At 52.0% G+C, this 20,792-nt stretch carries 19 protein-coding genes; all 19 read left to right on the top strand.

Going from position 1 to position 20,792, the window contains the following annotated elements:
• Positions 1 to 6 precede the first annotated feature (6 nt).
• Positions 7 to 180, top strand: coding sequence for a DUF2197 domain-containing protein (locus tag AC0YNV_RS25260; RefSeq protein WP_475770503.1), 174 nt, complete (start codon positions 7 to 9; stop codon positions 178 to 180).
• Positions 181 to 316: 136 nt separating this feature from the next.
• Complete coding sequence (locus AC0YNV_RS25255) at positions 317 to 1,351, top strand: DUF3500 domain-containing protein (RefSeq protein WP_475770502.1); 1,035 nt, start codon at positions 317 to 319, stop codon at positions 1,349 to 1,351.
• A complete protein-coding gene (locus AC0YNV_RS25250; protein ID WP_475770501.1) occupies positions 1,348 to 1,599 on the top strand; it encodes a DUF1572 family protein in 252 nt (83 codons plus the stop codon). Before AC0YNV_RS25255 ends, AC0YNV_RS25250 begins: the two co-directional genes overlap by 4 nt.
• Before the next feature lie 20 nt (positions 1,600 to 1,619).
• The gene (locus AC0YNV_RS25245) at positions 1,620 to 1,814 is read left to right on the top strand and encodes a DUF1572 family protein (protein ID WP_475770500.1); all 195 of its coding nucleotides are present in this window, start codon (positions 1,620 to 1,622) and stop codon (positions 1,812 to 1,814) included.
• Positions 1,815 to 2,024: 210 nt separating this feature from the next.
• Positions 2,025 to 3,152 (top strand): NAD(P)/FAD-dependent oxidoreductase, encoded by a 1,128-nt coding sequence (locus AC0YNV_RS25240; RefSeq protein WP_475770499.1) that lies wholly within the window; start codon positions 2,025 to 2,027, stop codon positions 3,150 to 3,152.
• On the top strand, positions 3,146 to 4,795 hold the full coding sequence (locus AC0YNV_RS25235; RefSeq protein ID WP_475770498.1) for a nucleoside recognition domain-containing protein: 1,650 nt from the start codon (positions 3,146 to 3,148) through the stop codon (positions 4,793 to 4,795). Before AC0YNV_RS25240 ends, AC0YNV_RS25235 begins: the two co-directional genes overlap by 7 nt.
• A 91-nt stretch (positions 4,796 to 4,886) precedes the next feature.
• Entirely contained in the window at positions 4,887 to 5,408 is a 522-nt protein-coding gene (locus AC0YNV_RS25230) for a hypothetical protein (RefSeq protein ID WP_475770497.1), read from the top strand.
• Between the two features lie 197 nt (positions 5,409 to 5,605).
• Entirely contained in the window at positions 5,606 to 7,048 is a 1,443-nt protein-coding gene (locus tag AC0YNV_RS25225) for a nicotinate phosphoribosyltransferase (RefSeq protein ID WP_475770496.1), read from the top strand.
• 271 nt (positions 7,049 to 7,319) lie between these two features.
• Complete coding sequence (locus AC0YNV_RS25220; RefSeq protein WP_475770495.1) at positions 7,320 to 8,396, top strand: carbohydrate ABC transporter permease; 1,077 nt, start codon at positions 7,320 to 7,322, stop codon at positions 8,394 to 8,396.
• A 14-nt stretch (positions 8,397 to 8,410) separates the two neighbouring features.
• Positions 8,411 to 9,304, top strand: a complete 894-nt coding sequence (locus AC0YNV_RS25215; protein ID WP_210040736.1) for a carbohydrate ABC transporter permease — start codon at positions 8,411 to 8,413, stop codon at positions 9,302 to 9,304.
• Positions 9,305 to 9,349: 45 nt separating this feature from the next.
• The gene (locus tag AC0YNV_RS25210; RefSeq protein ID WP_475770494.1) at positions 9,350 to 10,210 is read left to right on the top strand and encodes an HAD family hydrolase; all 861 of its coding nucleotides are present in this window, start codon (positions 9,350 to 9,352) and stop codon (positions 10,208 to 10,210) included.
• Positions 10,211 to 10,279: 69 nt separating this feature from the next.
• Positions 10,280 to 11,707, top strand: coding sequence for an MBL fold metallo-hydrolase (locus AC0YNV_RS25205; protein ID WP_475770493.1), 1,428 nt, complete (start codon positions 10,280 to 10,282; stop codon positions 11,705 to 11,707).
• Positions 11,708 to 11,849: 142 nt separating this feature from the next.
• On the top strand, positions 11,850 to 13,274 hold the full coding sequence (locus AC0YNV_RS25200; protein WP_475770492.1) for an ABC transporter substrate-binding protein: 1,425 nt from the start codon (positions 11,850 to 11,852) through the stop codon (positions 13,272 to 13,274).
• Complete coding sequence (locus tag AC0YNV_RS25195; protein ID WP_475770491.1) at positions 13,275 to 14,054, top strand: DeoR/GlpR family DNA-binding transcription regulator; 780 nt, start codon at positions 13,275 to 13,277, stop codon at positions 14,052 to 14,054.
• A gap of 145 nt (positions 14,055 to 14,199) precedes the next feature.
• The gene (locus AC0YNV_RS25190; protein WP_475770490.1) at positions 14,200 to 15,330 is read left to right on the top strand and encodes a response regulator; all 1,131 of its coding nucleotides are present in this window, start codon (positions 14,200 to 14,202) and stop codon (positions 15,328 to 15,330) included.
• Positions 15,331 to 15,544: 214 nt separating this feature from the next.
• Positions 15,545 to 17,971 carry a bifunctional diguanylate cyclase/phosphodiesterase gene (locus AC0YNV_RS25185; protein ID WP_475770489.1) on the top strand — a complete coding sequence of 809 codons (2,427 nt, stop codon included), beginning with the start codon at positions 15,545 to 15,547 and terminating at the stop codon, positions 17,969 to 17,971.
• Positions 17,972 to 18,140: 169 nt separating this feature from the next.
• The gene (locus AC0YNV_RS25180; RefSeq protein ID WP_379113837.1) at positions 18,141 to 19,202 is read left to right on the top strand and encodes an oxidoreductase; all 1,062 of its coding nucleotides are present in this window, start codon (positions 18,141 to 18,143) and stop codon (positions 19,200 to 19,202) included.
• A 138-nt stretch (positions 19,203 to 19,340) separates the two neighbouring features.
• The gene (locus AC0YNV_RS25175) at positions 19,341 to 20,054 is read left to right on the top strand and encodes a DsbA family protein (RefSeq protein WP_379113835.1); all 714 of its coding nucleotides are present in this window, start codon (positions 19,341 to 19,343) and stop codon (positions 20,052 to 20,054) included.
• Positions 20,054 to 20,491 carry a disulfide oxidoreductase gene (locus tag AC0YNV_RS25170; protein WP_475770488.1) on the top strand — a complete coding sequence of 146 codons (438 nt, stop codon included), beginning with the start codon at positions 20,054 to 20,056 and terminating at the stop codon, positions 20,489 to 20,491. Before AC0YNV_RS25175 ends, AC0YNV_RS25170 begins: the two co-directional genes overlap by 1 nt.
• Positions 20,492 to 20,792 lie beyond the last annotated feature (301 nt).

Raw genomic sequence — 20,792 nt, 5'->3', positions numbered from 1 at the left:
GTAAACATGGCGGATTATGAAGTCCAATGTTATCTGTGCAAGAAAAAATTTATAGCGATGGCAGGAACAAAAATCTTCAAGCAGGTGAAGCAAAACAGGAAGGGCATGCATTGCTGCGAAGAGTGCAAATGGAAGGTCGAGCTTGAGGCGAGACTGAATTTTGGCAGACGGCTTCTTTGACAGGTGTCGAGCAGCCCGACAATACGAACTGTTGAAACCGTACTCATTCAGATTAAGAGATTCGCGGCCTCGGAGAAAAATATCCGGCAATCAAGTGTATCCAATGTGAATGGACCATTGAGGGGAGAAAATAAATATGCTCACAGATAAAAATATACAGGCTTATTCGTCACACGGGGAACAAGGCGGCGCAGGCAGGGCGACCACACAATCTGTTGAAGCCTTGGCTGAGGAATTTATGGCTGCATTATCGGCCGAAGAATTAGAAGCCCTTCAATATGATTTCAACGAAGCCAGCACAGCGGTATGGTCGAACCTCCCAATCCGAGATGCCGCTCGTCACGGGCTGAGGCTGGGTGATTTAGAGGGGAAAAGTCTCAAGGCGGCCCATGCGCTCGCAGAAGCAGCGCTCAGCGCCGAAGGTTATAAAACAATGATAGAGATCATCAGGGCCGATGAGTATTTGCGGCAGGATGCGGGGGGCATGCAGTGGGGCAGCGAGCTTTATTACATCGCGATTTATGGCAAGCCGTCGGCAAACACCCCATGGATGCTGCAGATCACCGGTCATCATCTGGCTGTTAATCTTGTCTGCAACGGGAAACAAACCAGCGCGACCCCCATGTTCGTCGGTGTAGAGCCACAGTCCTTCAAGGCGGATGAAGCGGAGGTGGAAGCCATGGCCGGACGGATCGGCGCGCTTGCCGCATTCCTGAATACTTTAAGCACATCGCAGCTTGGAACCGCGGCAATTGAAGGAGAAATAGGAGACATTATTCTCGGTCCGGGCAAAGACCGGGATTTTCCCGAAGCACCGAAGGGACTATCCGCTTCGGCGCTTTCTCAGGAACAGAGGGACCTGATCGGTCATGCCATAGCATCCTGGGTCATGGCGGCACATGCAGATACCGCCAAGGAGCTGCTGGAAGCCTACTTGTCGGAAGAGGCAATTAATCAAACCTATATCGGCTGGAATGGCTCATCCGATGTCATGAACAGCAAATCGTATATTCGGATAGACGGACCGCGGGTATGGATTGAACTGGCTGGATTGCAAGGCGCCGCCTACCGGGACAAGGTTCAGATCCATACGATTTGGCGGGACAAGGCAGCCGACTATGGCGCTTGCTTCGGTCTGCAAGAGAATGGGCATACGGAGCAAATCAAATGAATGAGGCATTCAATAGAAGCTGGCTGATCGGGAAATTCGGGGAAATCAGGCTGCGCACCGTGAAAGCGCTGGACCAACTATCCGACGAAGAGGTGAATGCCTCGCCTGATCCGGCCAGCCACAGTATTTCGGCACTCATCCAACATATTCACAGCAATGTTCAGGAGCGCATCGCCAAAGGTATTTTGCATCGGGAATACGAGCGGGGACCCAATGGATCCCCGTATTTGCTGCATGCGACGATCTAAAGCGGCTTATTGAAGACGATATGAATCTGATCCTCCAGACATTGCACGAAATGAGGCCCGAACAGTGGCTGGAAACACAAATTGTCCGGAATAAAGAGCGGACTCACCTGGACATGCTGCATCAATGTGCTGCCCATTATTCCGAGCATATGGGACAGATTCTATATCTCGCAAAATGGTTCCGCAGGGATCAATACCGGTCAACCTCGATTTAATGACAAATTGACTGTTATTGATTTTCGTTTTATAATCGTAATAATTACATATTAGTGGGATATTCAGATGCCTATATGAGATATAGCCTAAGCGCTGCTCCCTATAAATGCGTGGCTGAAGCCTGACGGCTCTTTTTTATCGCCTTTTATCGTAAAAATTACTATATAAAACAAATGATCAAGAAGGTCATTCAAAAGAGGTGCAAATCAATGGAACAATTCGATTGCCTTATAATTGGAGCGGGTGCAGCAGGTATTGGAATGGGCTGTGTGTTAAAGGACTTGGGCGTGAAGCGTTTTGGCATATTGGAAAGAAGCGAAGTGGGCGCCTCCTTCCTGATGTGGCCGAAGGAGATGCGCATGATTACCCCGTCGTTCACCGGCAATGCTTACGGCATGCTGGACCTCAACGCGGTGGCGCTTAAGACATCGCCTGCCTACACGCTGGAAACCGAACATCCGTCCGGAGAGGATTACGCGGATTACCTGCAGGCGGTAGCGGATTTCAGAGAGCTTCCGATCCGGACCGGCATCGATGTGACGGCTGTTTCACCGGTGGAGGACGGGTTTGTACTGGAAACGACCCAAGGTCAATTGTTCAGCCGTTATGTCATCTGGGCGGCAGGCGAATTCCAATATCCCCGATTGGATGGATTCGAAGGGGCCGAGCATTGCTATCACAGCAGCCTGATCAGCGAGTGGAGCGGCCTTGAGGGCGAGGAGTTCGTAATCATTGGCGGATATGAGAGCGGAGCGGATGCGCTGATTCATCTGGGACGGCTTGGCAGGAAGGTTACACTGATTGACCGCAATGACCGGTTCAGCGAGCGGGGAAGCAGCGACCCCAGCGTGGAGCTGTCTCCCTACACCAAGGACCGATTGAATGAGCTTCAGAACGGGGATCAGGTAGAATTATTGAGCGGCCACAGCGTTCATTGGGTGGCGGAATCCGAGGATGGCGGGTTTCTGATTTACTGCGAGGATGCGGCGGGAACGGAGCGTTTTGTCAAAACCGCGCATCCCCCCATTCTTGCGACGGGCTTCAAGAGCAGTCTGGGCCTTGTGAAATCCTTGTTCGAAATGGACGGTAAAGGCCATGCGCTGCTTAACCAAAATGATGAATCGACACATACTCCCGGATTATTTTTGTCCGGCCCTGGTGTCGTGCACGGCGATCTCCTGTTCTGTTTCATATATAAATTCCGTCAGCGCTTTGCCGTTGTGGCTGGAGCTATAGCCGAGGGGCTTGGACTCTCCAAGGCTCCATTGGAGGAATACCGCAGAGCAGGTCTCCTCCTGGAGGACTTGTCCTGCTGCGGCGAGGATTGCCAGTGTTGAGGCATGTGAAGGAGCAGGGGCGCAGCGCGGTTCTGGTTGGCTTCGAATCCTCCGGGAAATCGGCGCTGTTTCGCGGCTTGTCCGGCATGGATACGGGAGAGGAGTCCAACTTTCGCGGCTCGACCGTGAGCAGCCGGCGGGCCAGGCTAGCGGATGATCTGGATCTGGTCGATTTGCCCGGAATCCGGATGAAGGATGACAGTGTCACCACCCGGCTGGCGCTTGGTGAAATTCAGGGCGCGGATGCTGTAGTTCTGGTTGTCCGCGGCACTCATGCGCAGGTCGAACTGCCTCTATTGCTGGACAGCCTGATGCTGAAGGACAAACGAACCCTGTTGGTTCTGACCTTTGAGGATAAAGCGTCCGATGAGCTGCATAAGCTTGTTTTGCACTACAAGGACTGGCTCGGCATCCCTGTACTAAGCGTCGATTCCCGCAGCTTGACCGTCGTGAAACGAAAGCAGCTGCTGGAATATATCGATACCGCGAAGCCTGTCCGCAAAAAAGCCGTACTGCGGCCTGCACCCCGGCTGCCGGTGATAACGCCGCAGCATACCTGGTTTGAGCATCCGCTGCTGGGAAGGCCTCTTGCTCTTCTTACGACGCTGCTGCTCTTTGCCGTGCCTGTTCTGCTTGCTTATCTGGGTTCCCAATGGCTGCAGCCAATCGCCGACCGGCATGTGATTGATCCGCTCCGCTCTGTTCTGAATGCAAGCCCGGCCTTCATCCAATCCCTGCTGATTGGCGATTACGGCATGATTTCATTGGGAGTGTATTCGTTCCTGTGGGCTTTTCCTGTGGTGCTGCTGCTCGGGATCAGCGTTGCTGTCGCTGAAGAGAGCGGCTTGAAGGATCGGATAACCGATGCACTGGATGGATGGCTGCATGTTATCGGGCTCAGCGGACGGGACCTGATTCCTGTTCTCTCCGGGTTTGGCTGCAATGTGGTGGCTGTATTTCAGAGCAGAGCCTGCAGCACATGCTCGCGGAAATCCTGTGTATCCCTGATTGCCTTCGGTTCGGCCTGCAGCTATCAGATTGGAGCTTCCCTGTCTGTTTTTGGCTCAGGCGGTCATCCGTGGCTGTTTGTTCCCTATTTGGCGATGCTGTTTGTGATTGGAGCGCTGCACACCCGGATCTGGAATAGGAGCAAGGGTCAAGAGCTGCACAGGCCGCTTTATGAAACGAAGACCTTCCTGCAGCCCCCTTCGCTGCGCGCGGTAGGCTGGCGCGTCCGTTCGGTGATCAAGCAATTTCTGATGCAGGCGATGCCCATTTTTATCGGAATCTGCCTGGCGGCCACGCTGCTGGAGAAGCTTGGGATTATGGACCGCCTGGCGAGGCTGGCGGCTCCATTGCTTGGATGGTTTCACCTGCCGGAGGAAGCTGCCGGAGGGATTATTTTCTCCATTTTGCGCAAGGATGGGCTCTTGACGCTCAATCAGGATAATGGCGCGTTTCTGCAGACGCTAAGCGCAGGGCAGCTGCTTGTGCTTGTCTATCTGGCTTCGACGCTGACGGCTTGTCTGGTGACGCTGTGGACGGTGCGCAAGGAGCTTGGCTGGCGGTTCGCCGGATCAATGGCCGGCAAGCAGGCCGTCACTTCCGTGGTGTCAGCCTCTATGATTATGGTGATAGGATAATCGAGCAGCCGCAATTTCTTTTTATCCGGCAGGGATGTACAATGAAAGCAGCGGCAACTTCCGCTTCTTAAGGCTAGGGGGAATGAAGATATTGGCAGCCAATCAGACAGACAGCGGGAACGAAGAGATTATTTTAAGCGGCCAGTCCAGAGAACGATGGGGACGCAGAAGAAGAGAAATAGCCGAGTGGGTGGAGCTTGTGAAGCCTCCTACCCGCCATCCGAAGAAAACCGCCCTGCTTGACGGCATTGAAGTCGATGTGGAGCTGCACCGGGCATTGCTGCTGTTTCAGCAAATGAATATCAGCACGGAGTTTTCCTGCGCGGGCGTAAGCATGCTGGATGAACCGGAGGATCATTCGCTGTATGCTTATATTACCTTTCTTGAATCGGAGCAAACGGAGCAATTCGTCCAATTTGCCATGGCCTATATGCGCCACCGGCTGCTGGTCATCCATGAGCCTTCGCGGGGCCGTTACGATCTCTCGTCCTTCTTTATCGGACATAATCGAAGCTTCTGCCTGCTGATCGGGCGCTGCGCGGAGCAATTCCTTGAAGGCCAGCGTCAGACCGTGACTGTGAACCGGCAGGACAGCTCTGAACGCTCGTCATAGATGAAGTCCAAACACTTCTTTATCCAGCTTAAGGTCCCCGTTTGGGCCAAGCTGAGAGGGGAAGTGTTTTGTTATATCTACATCGGGGCAGCTGCCCTTGGGAATCCATGGTTTGAATTCGCGCCCCTCGGGTAGTTGTTTAAGGAATGTATTTATGCAGGCTGCGTTGACAATAGTGGAGTTAGGGAGTGATTGGCTTGGACTATGAGAATTTGACCTTACATACGGATAAATATCAAATCAATATGATGTATGCCCATTGGGTGCATGGATCCTTGAACAATAGGGCGGTTTTCGAGGCGTACTTCCGCAAATTGCCCTTTGGGAACGGGTATGCGGTTTTTGCCGGACTGGAACGAATCATTCATTACATTCAAAATTTAGCGTTCGACGAAGAGGACATCATGTATCTGCAGGAGCAGGAGGAGCAGTATCAGGATGGATTTCTCGAGGAGCTGCGGCATTTCAAATTTACCGGACATATCCATGCCGCAGCGGAAGGGACCCTTGTCTTTCCGAATGAACCCTTGATTCGTGTCGAAGCGAGAGTCTTCGAAGCGCATCTGCTTGAGACGGCGCTGCTTAACTTCATGAATTATCAAACCTTGATCGCCACCAAAGCCTCCCGGATAAAACAAGTGGCTCCAACTGAAACGCTGCTTGAGTTTGGCACCAGGCGGGCCCAGGAAGCGGATGCGGCCATATGGGGAGCGCGGGCGGCTTATATTGCCGGGTTTCATGCGACCTCCAACCTGCGTGCAGGCAAATTGTTCGGCATTCCAACAAAAGGCACACATGCCCACTCCTGGATACAGGATCATGATACGGAGGAAGAGTCATTCCGCAAATTTGCCGAAGCGATTCCCGATCAGGTTTCTTTGCTCGTGGATACCTACGATTCGTTGAAAAGCGGCGTCCCCAATGCCATAAAAACAGCCAGGCACCTGGAGCAAATGGGCAAAAAAATCCAATCCATCCGCATCGACAGCGGAGATCTGGCCTATATTTCCAAACAATCGAGAGAGATGCTTGACGACGCTGGGCTGTCTTATGTCAAAATCATCGCATCAGGGGATCTTGATGAAAACATCATCCTGAATCTGAAGGCGCAGGGGTCAAAAATAGATGTTTTTGGCGTAGGGACCCAGTTAATTACGGCGGCTGACCAGCCGTCATTGGGCGGTGTATACAAGCTGGTCGCAAGAGAGAAGAACGGGGAATACGAGCCGGTTATTAAAATATCGGGGAATCCGGATAAAGTGTCCAATCCCGGAGTGAAGGAAATCTACCGGATTATCAGCAAGGCAACAGGGAAAGCCGAGGCAGATTACATCGCTTTGCGCCACGAGCAGGATATCTTGCATGGACAACCGCTGGACCTGATTGATCCCGTACATTCCTATAGAAGCCGGACGGTAAAGGATTATGAAAGTGTGCCGCTGCTGCATCCGATATTTCTGGATGGCGCTCTTGCGTATCCGCTGCCCAAGCTGGAGGATATCCGAACGTATCACGAAGAGCAGATCCAGTTATTCTGGCCGGAGTATCTGCGGAAGCTCAACCCCGAGATGTTCCGGGTTAACCTCAGCCGCGAGGCCTGGGAGCTGAAGATGGAATTGATCCGGAAGCATCAAGGATAAACGAATATAATGCATCAACCCGAGGCAAGCCCGCCTCGGGTTTTTTTGCAAGCTTATCGGATGGATAATGTGAAATAACCGATTTCACCCCGGAGTTAACCGTTTATTCTGCTGAAATGACCGTTTTAACATTTTAACATGCCGATTTATGTAAACAACGGTAAACTTCACAACAATCTCTTTACGTGCCTCTAATCCATATCGAACACTTTCTCTCTAGAATGAACGGAGTAAGATAAATCAGGAAGCTGCCAAGAGAGGAGAATCCCCCGTGCTTGTCAAAGAGGCTGCCGCTTTGGATGCCAAGCCTATCGAACAGGTTCAGGAACGCAAGCTCGTCAAGCCTCGTTCGAGACGGAAAAGAAAAGAAGCCCTGACAGGCTTGATGTATGCCCTGCCGGCACTGGTACTGCTGCTGCTGTTCCGCTATTGGCCCCTTGTGTTCGGCATGTGGATCAGCTTATGGAAATGGGGTTATGTGCCGGAACGGTTCGTGGGTTTCGACAATTATATGCGCGTCTTCAGAGAGGATCTCATCGTGAACGATCCCATGTCGGGCTTGCAGCTGGGAGAAGTCGGACAAGCGTTCATGGTTACCATCTTCTACGCTATCGGTACGATTCCGCTGACGCTGCTACTGTCGTTCTTCGTCTCCTATGTGCTGTTTCATATAACCAAAGGAAAAACGCTGCTGCGCGTGCTTTTCTTTCTGCCTTATATTACTTCTCAAGTCGCTGCGGCAATTGTGTTCAAGTGGATCTTCCATCCAAGCGTGGGGCTTGCCAATTCGGCCGTCAATTTCTTTGGCGGAACGCCTCAGCAGTGGCTCACGGATCCTGACCCGATCCTGGTCAAGCTGCTGAACACGCTTGGCGGCAGCTGGCCGGCATCGATTCCAACGGCGTTCGCAGGCCCGACCTGGGCCCTTGGCGTCGTCATCCTGTTCTCGATATGGAGCAGCCTTGGCTTCCAGATTGTGGTGTTCTTGTCCGGCATGACGCAGATTCCGCATGATCTGACCGAAGCAGCCCGCATAGATGGCGCGCGCACCTGGAACGTCATCCGCCATATTACACTGCCGCTGCTGTCTCCGACCTGGTTTTTGCTTACGATCGTATCAGTCATCGGGGCATTTGAATCCTTTAATGCATTCTATGTCTTCTCGGGCGGCGAGGGTGGTCCGCTTGGCTCGACAATGTCGCTGCCTTTGTACATCTTCCGAAGCTTCTATGTGTATGGACAGGTTGGTTACGCATCAGCAGTCTCCATGCTGCTGTTCATCCTGCTGCTGGGGCTGACATGGCTGCAGCTGCGCTATGGAGAGAAGAAGGTTCATTATATGCATTAATGGAGGAATGACGAATGTACGGAATGGTAGGTGCACGGCGTTCCTCGAAGGTGATGTGGACGATCGTGCTGATCGGTGTAGTGCTGTTGGCATGCTGTGTAGTGTTTCCTTTTATCTGGATGATCCTGACTTCGCTGAAGACCGGGGAGGAAATTAACCGGCTGCCGCCGACTATGCTGCCTGAGGTATGGAATTTCAAAAATTATCCGGAAGCCTGGATGAAGCCGGAATCGACGTTTCAGCGCTATTTTATCAATACGGTGATTATTGCCGGGCTTGGGACGGCGCTGCAGCTTCTCGTCTGTGTGCCGATCGCCTTCGCCATCACGCATTTCAACTTTCGCGGCAAGAACCTGATTTTTATGCTGGTGGTCGTGACGATGCTGATTCCGTTTGATGTGACGCTGGTTCCGAACTTTGTCACGATGCGGCATATTCCGCTTGCAGGCGGCAATGATTGGGCAGGCTCCGGCGGGCAGGGCTTTTATGATAGCTATATGGGCATCATGCTGCCGTTTCTGGCGGAAGCCTTCACGATATTTTTGCTCAGACAGGCTTTTCTCTCGGTGCAAAAGGAATACTGGGAGGCCGCGCAGGTGGACGGGATGTCGAACAGACGTTATCTGTGGACGGTGCTGCTTCCGCTTGTGCTGCCATCGCTTATTACGACAGCGCTGCTGGCCTTTATCGGCAAATGGAATGGCGTGTTGTGGCCGCTGCTGGTTACATCCAGTGAATCGCTGAGACCGCTGCAGGTAGGCTTGCTCTACTTTGTCAGCGAGGAAGGCCCGAACTACCATCATTTGATGGCGGCAGCGACCTTTACGATCGCGCCGATCGTGGTGCTGTATCTCATTGCCCAGCGATGGTTCCACCAAGGCATTACATCCACGGGATTGAAGGGTTGACCCAATATGGGAATAGACAACAAGAGACTGCTCTGGAGGGGAAATATGGACTGGCTGAAAAATATTGAAATCGTGATTTTTGATCTGGACGGTACGCTGTACCAGGATGGGACCTTTTACAAACGTTATTTGGAGCTGTTGTTTGAGGACAGCGATCACAGCGCAAGCTTGAGCGTCTTTCTGGACGATATGGCCTCCATGCTGGAGGGCCGGCATGGAAGCGGCATCGGGGACTGGTATCATCCCGATTCGGATACATGGACGCGGGGAACAGACACGAAATCGGTCTTTCGGAATTGGCAGGGCGAGGAGCTGGGCGTCACTCAGGGGAAGACGGGGACTGCATCCATCTATGCGGGAGATGCCTGGAGTCTGGTGAGTATTTTTGCCGCCAAATTCGGCGTTGCCGAAGGGAAGCGCCAGCAGGCGTTTCAGCAGGTGCGCAAAGAAATGCTGCAGGGCGCCTCAAGCTTCGAACGCCATCATGATCTGTATGCCGCTATCGGGAATCTGACCGGGGTGCGGACGCGGATATTGCTCACGAACTCGCCGGAGAATACGGGCCGCGAATTTATTGCGGCGCTCGATTGTCTGAAGCTGTTTAATGAAATCGTGTATGGCGCCGGCAAGCCGAATGGTCTTGAACGGTACATGCAGGAGCTGATGGATAGGGAGAATCTGCAGGCGGATCAAATCCTCTCAATTGGCGACCATGCCTGGAATGATCTGTACCCGGTACAAAAGCTGGGCGGCCGAACGGTATTCTTGTCTCCTTATCCCTCATCGGAGCCTGCGCAATGGGATGTCCGGCTGGACACGCTTGATGAACTGGCAGCGATGCTGGTTGAGCTGCAGCATGTCAGGCAGCAGGCGAAGCAAAGCACGGAGCCGATCTCCGGCTTCTAGAACGAAAGCATCACGCCCATAACCGGGCACAAACATAAAAATAAGGGTGATCAAAGGAGTGTTGGAAGAATGAGCAAGCGGCAAGAGGAGCGTCTTACCTTTTACGGCGGTCTGACAACAATCGGCGGTGTCCACATTATGTACAGCTGTGGAGACACCGGCATTGTGTTCGATCTGGGAATGGCTCGCGGTTTCTTCAACGGAGATACGAGAGTACGGCCGGATTACGGCATCCGCAGCTATTTGCTGACCAGGATGGCGCCTCCGGTGCTCGACCTGTACGATCCTGATCTCCTGGGTGATCTGGGCGAAGCGGAACTGCTCCAGGTCTGGGGCAAGGAGGAAATGCCGCATGTTGACAATCTGCACGGCTTCGTAAGCCATATTCACCAGGATCATATGGCCCTGCTGCCGTCGCTTCGCCCCAACCTTCCGGTATGGATGCACCGCGACGCTTACGCCGTGCACGAGGCTGTCGTGGCGGCGGGCGAATATCCGGATACCCGTGCGGATATCCGCATCGTCGAGGATGGCCAGGTTGTGGATTTCGGCACCTTCCGCATCGAATTCATTGAAGTGGATCACGACTCGCCAGGAGTGACCGGTTTCATTATTCATGGTCCGGAGCACCGCATCGCCTTCACCGCCGACTGGCGCCGCCACGGCCGGAATCATCATCGGCTGGACCGCTTCATCGAGCGCTGCCGGAGCACAGGAATCGACGTATTGATTACGGAAGGCACCCGGCTTCGCCAGGATACTTTATTTCGCAAGCCCAAGGATCGGCTTGAAGTCGAGGTCGCTCTTGAATGCCGCCGCGCCATGCAGGAAACAGACGGCCTTGTCTACGTCAATATTCTCGCCCGCAACGTAGAGCGTGTGGCCGATTTGATCATCAGGACGCAGGAAGCCGGCCGCAAGCTTGTCATGGATGAGAGCACGGCAGTTCTCTGGCACACAGCCTCAAGGAAGCTGCAGGTACTCGAGGGGCATCCCGCATTGGAAGCCGGCCGCGATGTGATCCGGCTGCTCCGTACGCCGCTTTGGTCACAGGGGCCGCAACCGGCAAAGGAAGCGGAGCTTCCCTACGAGACGATTGAGCTGCAGGATATTGGAGCGGATAAATCTCATTACGCGGTCTACCTAACCTATCCGCATACGCCATTAATCGCAGAGCTGGAGATAAGCGGTTCTGTCCATTCAGGCTCTGTCTATGTTCATGCCGACGGCAATCCGCTTACGCCGACCGACGAAACGCTGTTGAGATGGCTGAACGAGTTCGGCGTAAGGTACCATTATTGCGCAACTGGCGGCCATGCCGCACCGCAGGAAATCAGCGAATTGACAGCAGCGATCGCACCGAAGCTGGTCGTGCCGCTGCACAGCATGCATCCGACCCTTTTCAACAGCAGCGGCGTCCGCAAATATTACCCGGCGCCAGGGGAGAGCTTCGAGCTTTCCGAGCTGATTGGAAGCAGCAGTCTGACAACGATTTAAGACGAAGGCATCCTTGCCGCACAATGAGGACCGGCGAACGAATCAGCGGTGGCATGATATTCGCAGCTATGCAAGCTCGAAGCCGTCGAATTTTTTCAGAAGTGACAGAACACGTAATTACAAAAACCTAGGAGTGGTAAATGTGATTTTGCGTAAAATGTTCAGCCATTGGAAAACATCAATCGTCTCCCTGATGCTTATTACAGCTGTAGGCTGTTCAGCGGGTGCGCCGGCGGCCAATAACAATGCCCCGGCCGCCAATGCCCCGGCAGCAAATGCTCCGGCGGCAAATGCACCAGCTGCCGACGCCCCGGCAGCTGACGCTCCGACAGGCGTATCAGCAGGAATCGAGCTCGGCAAGGATGGCCCCGTCACCATTGATTTCTGGCATATTCAAGCCACGATATACGGCGAAGCGATCAAGGAGATCGTCAGCGACTTCAACAAGGAATACGAAGGCAAAATCGTTGTGAGAGAAGTATTCCAGGGCAGTTATGACGATCTTAACAAAAAAGTGCGTGCCGCTTTGCAGGGCGGAGGCCTCCCTGCTGTAGCCATGTCGTACGAGAGCGACACGCTCGAGTACATGAAGGCGGACAAAATCGTCCCGCTTGACGACTACATCAGCGATCCGGTGAACGGACTGAGCCAGACGGATCTGGACGACATTATGCCGGGTGTGCTTGCCCGCCAACGTATTCCGGAGTATAACGGCAAAACGATGAGCTGGCCGCACGGGAACTCCTCGATGGGGGTTTACTACAACATTGATTTGCTGGAACAGGCCGGCTACGACAAACCGGCAGCCACATGGCCGGAATTTGAGAAAATGGCGCTTGATATTACAGCGAAAACCGGCAAGCCTGCTCTGGTTATGGGCAATGCCAACAATGGCGGCACGTTCCGCACATGGCTGCGCACTTACGGCATTGATCCGATCAAGCTGGATCAAAGCGGTGTGAACTATGACAACCCGGAGGCTGTGGAACTGGCGGCCATGATCAAGAACCTGATCGACAAGAAGGCGATTGTTCTTGCAGAGGACACCGAGCAGGAATTCACGAACGGCAGAGCCGCGATGGAAATCGGTACAACAGCTCGTACAAGCTCCAAGCTTGATCTGGTGAAGGATAAATTCCAATGGGGCATCACCCTGATCCCGCAAGGCAAAAGCGGAGGTCAAGTAACAGAGCTGTACGGCGGCAACCAGGTGCTGTTCAAAACCACTCCGGAAGAGCAGCTTGCAGGCTGGCTGTTCTTGAAATATTTCGCGGGATCGGAAGCACAGTCGATCTATGCAGCCAAAACAGGCTATTTCCCGGCTACGAAGTCCGCGCAGGAAACCGATTTGCTGAAGCAAAACTATGCGGATAACCCGCAGAAGAAGCAAGCTTTTGACGAAGTGTTCCCCTATGCCCGCATCGACGTTTCGAGCGCTGCGCGCAGCAAAATGGATACATCCGTAGGCGAGGCGCTGCAGGCGATGATCGCCGGCAAGCTTTCTCCGGCAGATGCGGTGAAGAAGGCGCAGGCTGATGCGACCAAGGTGCTCGGAGAATTCAAATAAATGGGTTCCGTCCATAGAAGAAACGAGATTATGATAGCCGTCCGTAGAGTCGGCAGCGTTTCTGTGGATGATCTTGTCCAAACTTATAATGTCTCGGTGGAAACTATCCGCCGGGACCTTCGTATTTTGGACGAGAAGGGATTTCTTCGCAGAACGTATGGCGGCGCAGTCAGAAAAGAACAAACCACTTGGGATATGCCCTATTATGACCGGATGCAGCTTAACCGGGAGCGCAAGGAAGCCATCGCCCGCGAAGTCGTGCTGCTGCTGGAGGACGGTGACAGCGTTTTTATCGACGGAAACACTTCCGGGCTGATTCTGTCCCGGTTCATTCCGGAGAATAAAAATCTGACCATCGTGACGAACTCGGCTATGGTCACCTTGAATCTGGTCCAGAAAAAGGGGAAATTGAAGGTTCATCTGGTCGGTGGCGAAGTGGATGAGGATGGCAAGACATTCGGCTATAAGCTGCACTGCGAGCTTCGTCAGTACCGCTTTGACAAAGCTTTGTTTTCCTGCATGGGATTTGGCGCTGAAGGGCTGTACTACTCCAAATGGGAGCCGCTGCAAATCGCGCAGATGCTTGTCGAGCAAAGCAATCAGCTGATTCTGATGGCTGATTCGTCGAAGGCGAACCGCAGCGGCTTTCTCTACGGCATGGAGCTGAGTCGCATCCATACGCTGGTGACGGATGAAGGCATCCCTCCGGACATGCGCGACAGCCTGCGGGAATCGGTCCGCCGTCTGATTATCGGCAGCAGCGAAGTCAACGAGGAATAGCTAAAGGCGAGATAAGTCTAAGCATGATTTCCTCCCATCGCATCTCACCGTGAGTATTAGAGGAAAATGTCAGGAACCGTCGAAACTAAATAAGACAATCCGAAAGGAATGATTGCGAAACGAGCGTGTGAAAGGAGCTTGATCCTTGAAAGTTATTTTGGTTGATGATGACCCCCTGGCTTTGAAGCTTCTGGAGAGCGAGCTTACGGCCATCGGTCAGGTCGAAATTATAGGATCCTACCAGGATCCGCGAGTGGTCATGCAGGACATGCGCGCCGGCTTGCCGGATGCTGTTTTTTTGGATATCCATATGCCTTTCATCAGCGGATTGGAGCTCGCAGAACAAATTCTCGGCGAATCTCCCGATATCCAAATTGTGTTCGTAACGGCCTACCAGGAGCACGCCGTTGAAGCATTCGAGCTGACTGCCCAGGATTATATTATCAAACCAATCCAGCGTGAACGATTGATCAAGACCTGTGCGCGGGTCAGAAGAATGCTGACCCTCTATTCGGCCAGGCGTTCAGATGCCGCGCTGCCAGTGATGATTCATTGCTTCAAGTCCTTTCTGATCGAAGGCCGGGTCCCGGGGGCAGCCGCTGTACGCTGGAAAACTTTCAAAGCGCAGGAATTATTCCTCTATCTGCTCCAGCACCAGGGAATAACCGTTCAAAAGCAGCATCTGCTTGAGCATTTGTGGGCCGAGATTGATTGGAAGAGAGCCATCACGCAGCTGTACACCACGATCTATCAGATCAGGATGCTCATTGCCAAGGAGAATCTGACGATCCGGATCGTCAATCAGGACGAAGGCTACCGGCTCGAGCTTGGCGGAGTCGAGGTGGATGTGATGGTATGGGAAAAGCAGCTGGAGCAAGCCCCTATGCTGACTGAAGCGACATTGGAGCTTCATTTGAAGCTGTTTGCGATGTATCGGGGCGATTACCTGATGGAGCATGAGTTTCTTTGGGCAGAGCCGGAGAAACGCCGCTTGCGCGCGATTTGGCAGTATCATAGGCATCAACTGCTTGATTTTTATAAAACCAAGGGCAGGAATTCGGAGGCGATTTCTTTTCTTCTTCAGGTTCAGAAGGTAAATCTGACCGAGGAGCAGGTTTATTTTGAGCTGATGCAATTGTATCAGGAAACGGGCGACCGCTTTTCCCTGGAACAGCAATTCGCATTGCTGCAGGGCATGCTGAGCCGCGAATATGACGCCAGCCCCAAGACGGCAGTACGTGAATGGTATATGAATTGGAAGCAAACGATGGAGTAATGTATTCCGTCTAAATAGGAGCTCATTGAGCTTTGGCGCAAGCAGGCGCCAAGGCTTTTTTGACATTGACGGGGGGATGCCCGAAGGTATTTCAAAAATGTTTCAGATTCGTCATGTATAATAAAATAAGTCGTTGGACTCAGTTCTAAAGACCCTAATATTACCCATCTATAGGGAAATATTACTCATCATGATGGTAAGGGAGTTTAACGTTATGAATCATATGCATGGCAGTTTTCATGAATCTCTTGTCATTTTATCCTGTTTGATCGCAGTGGCCTCCTCTTATTCCGCTTTGGACCTAACCGGAAAGATCTATACAAGCAAGGACAAGCTGCGGTTGCTTTGGCTCGTTTGCGGTGCTTTTTCCATGGGTCTTGGCATCTGGTCGATGCATTTTGTCGGCATGCTTGCCATGCGCCTGCCTATACGCATTTCCTATGATATCAAGCTGGTGCTGCTCTCTGTCGTGCTGGCCATCGGGGTATCGCTGATTGCATTGTTTACCGCGCACCTGCAGCGTATGGGCTGGAAAGAGATATGGTTGTCAGGAGGACTGATGGCTGCAGGAATCTGCGGCATGCATTATATCGGAATGGCGGCTATGACGGTCGATATCAGTTACGATCCATGGATGGTCTCTCTGTCAGTTATTATTGCCGTCACAGCGTCGGCTGCCGCGCTTGGAATGCTCTATTATTTCCGCCAACAGACGGTCCGTTATGCGCTGCTCTTCAAGCTTGGAAGCTCGCTTGTAATGGGCGGCGGAATCGCCGGCATGCATTACACCGGTATGGCTGGAGCGTATTTTCATGAGAGAATGGATAACGTCGCCGCCGGCGGGATGCTGATTGATCAGACTTTGCTCGCCTATATTATCGCAGCAGGCACGTTCCTGCTTCTTGGTCTGACTTTTCTTGGCATTCTGGTCAACAAGCGGTTTCGGCAAAAGGATCTGACCATTCTGGAGAGCGAGCAATGGTACCGGTCCTTATACGAGAACAATGCCGATGGCATCCTGTCCGTGAATACCAAGGGCGAGGTTATGGGAATGAATCCCGCTGTAAACAAAATTGCTGGCGCTGTCATAGAGGGATTCACAAACAAGCATATCTCCGCCATCGGTTTGAAGGCAGTTGAAGAGCAGAAGGCGAGGGACAAAGCATTATCAGGTCAACCTGCCGGTGAGCGGCCGGATAGTTATGAAACCGTTATAACGAATTCGAACGGACATCAGGTGGAAATCCATGTAACCCAGGTTCCGGTCATTATTGACGAGAGGATTGTGGGGAGCCATGTTATCCTGAGGGATGTAACCGAGGAGAAGCGGGACAAAAGCCTGATCGAGCATCTCGCTTTCCATGATGAGCTCACCGCCTTGCCTAACCGCAGACTGTTCAACCAGATGCTCGACCAGGCGATCGAGGAATGCAAAAAGCGAAGCGGTTCTTTTACCGTGCTTGTGCTTGATGTTGACCGCTTCAAGCTTATTAATGATTCACTGGGACATACATACGGCGATCTGTTTCTCAAGGCGTTAAGTGAGCGCTTTATTGCCGGCGCCGATAATCTGGAAGTGACCATTGCCCGTATGGGCGGGGACGAATTCTCGATTATTTGCCGTTCGGAGACCGACCAGGCAGCCGACCTGTTGGCCACACGGATCTTGAGTCTGCTCCGCCAGCCATTCCATCTCCAGGGCAACGACTTCTATATATCGGCAAGCATCGGAATAGCCAGTTTTCCTGAGCATGGCGAAAGCGGTGAGGAGCTGCTGCGCTTGGCCGACGCGGCGATGTATGAGGTGAAGAAGCATGGCAAGAACGGTTACCGTTATTATTCGCAGGAGCTGGACAAGCATTTGATGGATCGTATTGAATTGGAGGGGGAGCTGCGAAAAGCCATTGAGCGCCAGGAGCTGCTTGTCTATTATCAGCCCCAGATCCGTACGGAAGACAGCCGCATGATTGGTGTGGAGGCTTTGGTCCGCTGGAATCATTCTTCAAAAGGCCTGATGATGCCGGGCAGCTTCATTCCGATTGCTGAAGAGACGGGAATGATTCATGAAATTGGCACCTGGGTTCTTTATGAAGCCTGCCGCCAAATGGTCGAATGGCATGAGCATGGCGGACCGCTGATTCCCGTGTCGGTCAATTTATCAGCCCGTCAGTTCCATCAGGCCAATCTGGTGGAATATATTGAGGCCGTGCTTGCTGAGACAGGGCTTGAGCCTAAGTATCTGGAGCTTGAAATTACGGAGAGCATGATGATGGATCCGATTGTATCCATCGATATTCTTAATAAATTGAATATGCTGGGTGTGCGGATCAGCCTTGATGATTTTGGAACAGGGTACAGCTCACTCAGTTATTTGAAGACGTTCCCGATCCATAAGCTCAAGATCGACCGTTCCTTTATTTCCGAAATAACCGAGAATGACAATGATAAAGCTATCGTAGCGACAATTATCTCCATGGCCCATCATTTGAATCTGGATGTGGTGGCGGAAGGAATCGAAACGAAGGATCAGCTGGATATTCTCACCCATAATCAGTGCAAGGAAATTCAGGGGTATTATTTCAGCCGTCCGCTATCCGCCCATCAGGTGGAGAAGGAGTTTTTTGTTCCGCTGCGTTTCTAACCCCCTTGAAAAAGGAGCATATTGTCTGCATGGCCACCTCTGCCGCGGGGCATCCGCCAAGGAGGAGGCTATTGCCATGGAACGGCTGGTCAATCCGCCAAAGGATTTCCGAATGAGGATGTAGAACTATTAAGGGCAGTGATTCACTATCTTGGAAAATAGGAGGCTTATGATGAACAAGAAAACCTTACAGGTGGGACTGGTTGGCTTCGGCTATGCGGGCAGCACCTTTCACGCTCCTGTCATAACGAACGTCGCGAATATGAGCTTGGCCAAAGTGGTGCAGCGCAATGGGGCCTCTTCCAAGGAAAAATATCCTTGGGTGACCGTAGTGGGCAGCGTTCAGGAGTTATATGCAGATGATGATATCGATCTGGTGGTCATTACAACGCCGAGCACCAATCATTATGCATTGGCCAAAGAAGCGATTATGGCGGGCAAGCATGTCGTGGTCGAGAAGCCTTTTACAACAACGTCTTCCGAAGCCGATGAGCTGATTTCCCTGGCTCGGGAGAAGAATGTCGTAGTCAGCGTCTATCAGAACAGGCGCTGGGATGGCGATTTTATGACGCTCCGCCAGGTTCTGGACCAGTCGCTGCTGGGCCGTGTAATTGAAGCGGAATTCCGCTGGGATCGCTTCAGCCCGGTTGTAAATCCGGGGAGATGGCGGGATGGTGATGTGCAGGGATCCGGTACCGTCTATGATCTGGGTGTTCATTTCATGGATCAGGCGCTTACTTTATTCGGGCTTCCGGACACAATCACCGCGGACATCCGCATCCAGCGCGAGGGCGGCATCGCCGATGATTACTTCGACATCGGACTGGGTTATGCGGATGGTCTGAAGGTGAGTCTCCGTTCCTCGCTGCTGATCAGAGAACCGGGTCCGCGTTACGTGGTTCACGGGACCGAGGGTTCTTATGTCAAATATGGCGTCGATCCGCAGGAGAGAGCGCTGCGTGGCGGTCAGACGCCGGGATCGCCGGATTGGGGAGCCGAACCGGAGGAGCAGTGGGGCAAGCTTCATGCTGTGATGGGCGCGCTGGAATTGCAAGGCCGGATACGGACGCTGCCCGGAGCCTATCAGGACTTTTATCAGAATATCAGCGATCATCTGCTTGAAGGGGCAGAGCTTGCGGTCAAGCCCGAAGAAGCAGGAATGGCGATCCGCATGATTGAACTGGCTTATCAAAGCCATCGGGAAGGCCGGATGATCGAGGTCGGCAGCTGATCTAGCAGCCACCGTAATAACAAGCGGCCAGAGCCGCTCCTATTTCACTATTCTTTCATATCCAGCCCTTCTATTTTCAGCTATTTTTAAGGAAAATCGGTTATAATAGATCTAATTGTGTCTTTTAGGAGGGTGTCTGTGCAGAACAAATCAGAAATCAAGTTATCCAACAAAGCAAAAAGAGAGCAAGAGAAGAAAAAGAAACAAAGACGAATGCAAATTATCATGTGGACTACAGGTGTTGTCGTCATAGCATTGATTGCCGTTGCTATTATTTTTCAACCGAAAGCAAAACCGCTTGAAGTGGCTTACGATCAATTGCCGATACTCGGCAAAGCCGAGGCACCGGTCAAAATCGTCGAATTCGGCGATTATAAATGTCCTTCCTGCCAATATTTCTCGCAGAATATCATGCCGCTGTTAAAGACCGATTATATCGATACCGGTAAAGCTTCGCTTTATTTCATGAACGATACGATCATTTATCAGGATTCCACGACAGCGGCACTTGCTGCCCAAGCCGTTTTCCATCAGAGCAATGAAGAGTTCTGGAAATATTATGACGCTTTATTCAAGAATCAGAAGGCGGAAGAACAAAGTATATGGGCAACGCCGGACTTTCTGACGGATTTAGCCAAGTCGGCGGGTATTAAAGTCGATTATGACAAGCTCCGCCAGGATATTGACAATCAGACCTATATGGATGAAGTAACCGAGCATACAAGATTCGCCCAGAACGATGCTAAAGTTACTGCCACGCCTACGCTATTGATTAACGGGGTTAAGTTCGAGGACGTATTTAATTACGAGGCACTCAAAAAAGCAATCGACAGCGCAATCGGTGAATCTTGATGCAGGCGAGGTTACATGCGTTAAGTCTATACTTTGCTTGGGTCGTATCCCTGGTTGCTGTCGGCGGAAGCTTGTACTTCAGTGAAGTTATGGGATTTGAGCCGTGCAAACTGTGCTGGCTGCAGAGGATATGCATGTACCCGCTTGTTTACTTGCTTGGCAGGGCCAGTTATCTGAATGACCGGAAAATCATCGGTTATGCGCTGCCCTTGTCCATTCTGGGGGGCTGCATCTCGATCTACCATGTCCTGGAGCAGAAGGTTCCAGGCTTCGCCGATATTCTGCCTTGCAGCAGCGGCATTCCGTGCAACACTGATTATATCAATTGGCTGGGGTTCATCACGATTCCAATTCTGGCACTGACCGCATTTATTCTCATTACCGTGTTTTTGTTTATGGGAAGAAACAGGGGAACCGCAGTAGAAGAATCCGAATAATCAGCCGTTTTAGGCAAAGAAGAAGAAGCTGCGCGAATGCGCAGCTTTTTTTCTATGGTTGAAATAATGATTCCCAAGAACAGGCATCCATCCCCGCATCGGGACGAAGTCGTCCAGGCGATACACCTTCATTACACATACTACCATGACCTATTGTGTTATATATATGTGATATAATAGAAAAAAATCGAAAATCAAGTCGGTTTTCGGGTTTGATAGGGTTTTCAAACGATTTTCTTATGACGTTAATCGAATATATGTATTATGCAAGGCAGGTTATATGACATACTATTAGTTTAAG

The organism is Paenibacillus sp. JT31N11 (genome assembly GCF_056269285.1).
Note: the sequence above shows the minus strand (reverse complement) of the source record. Positions and strands in the feature narration are given on the sequence as shown.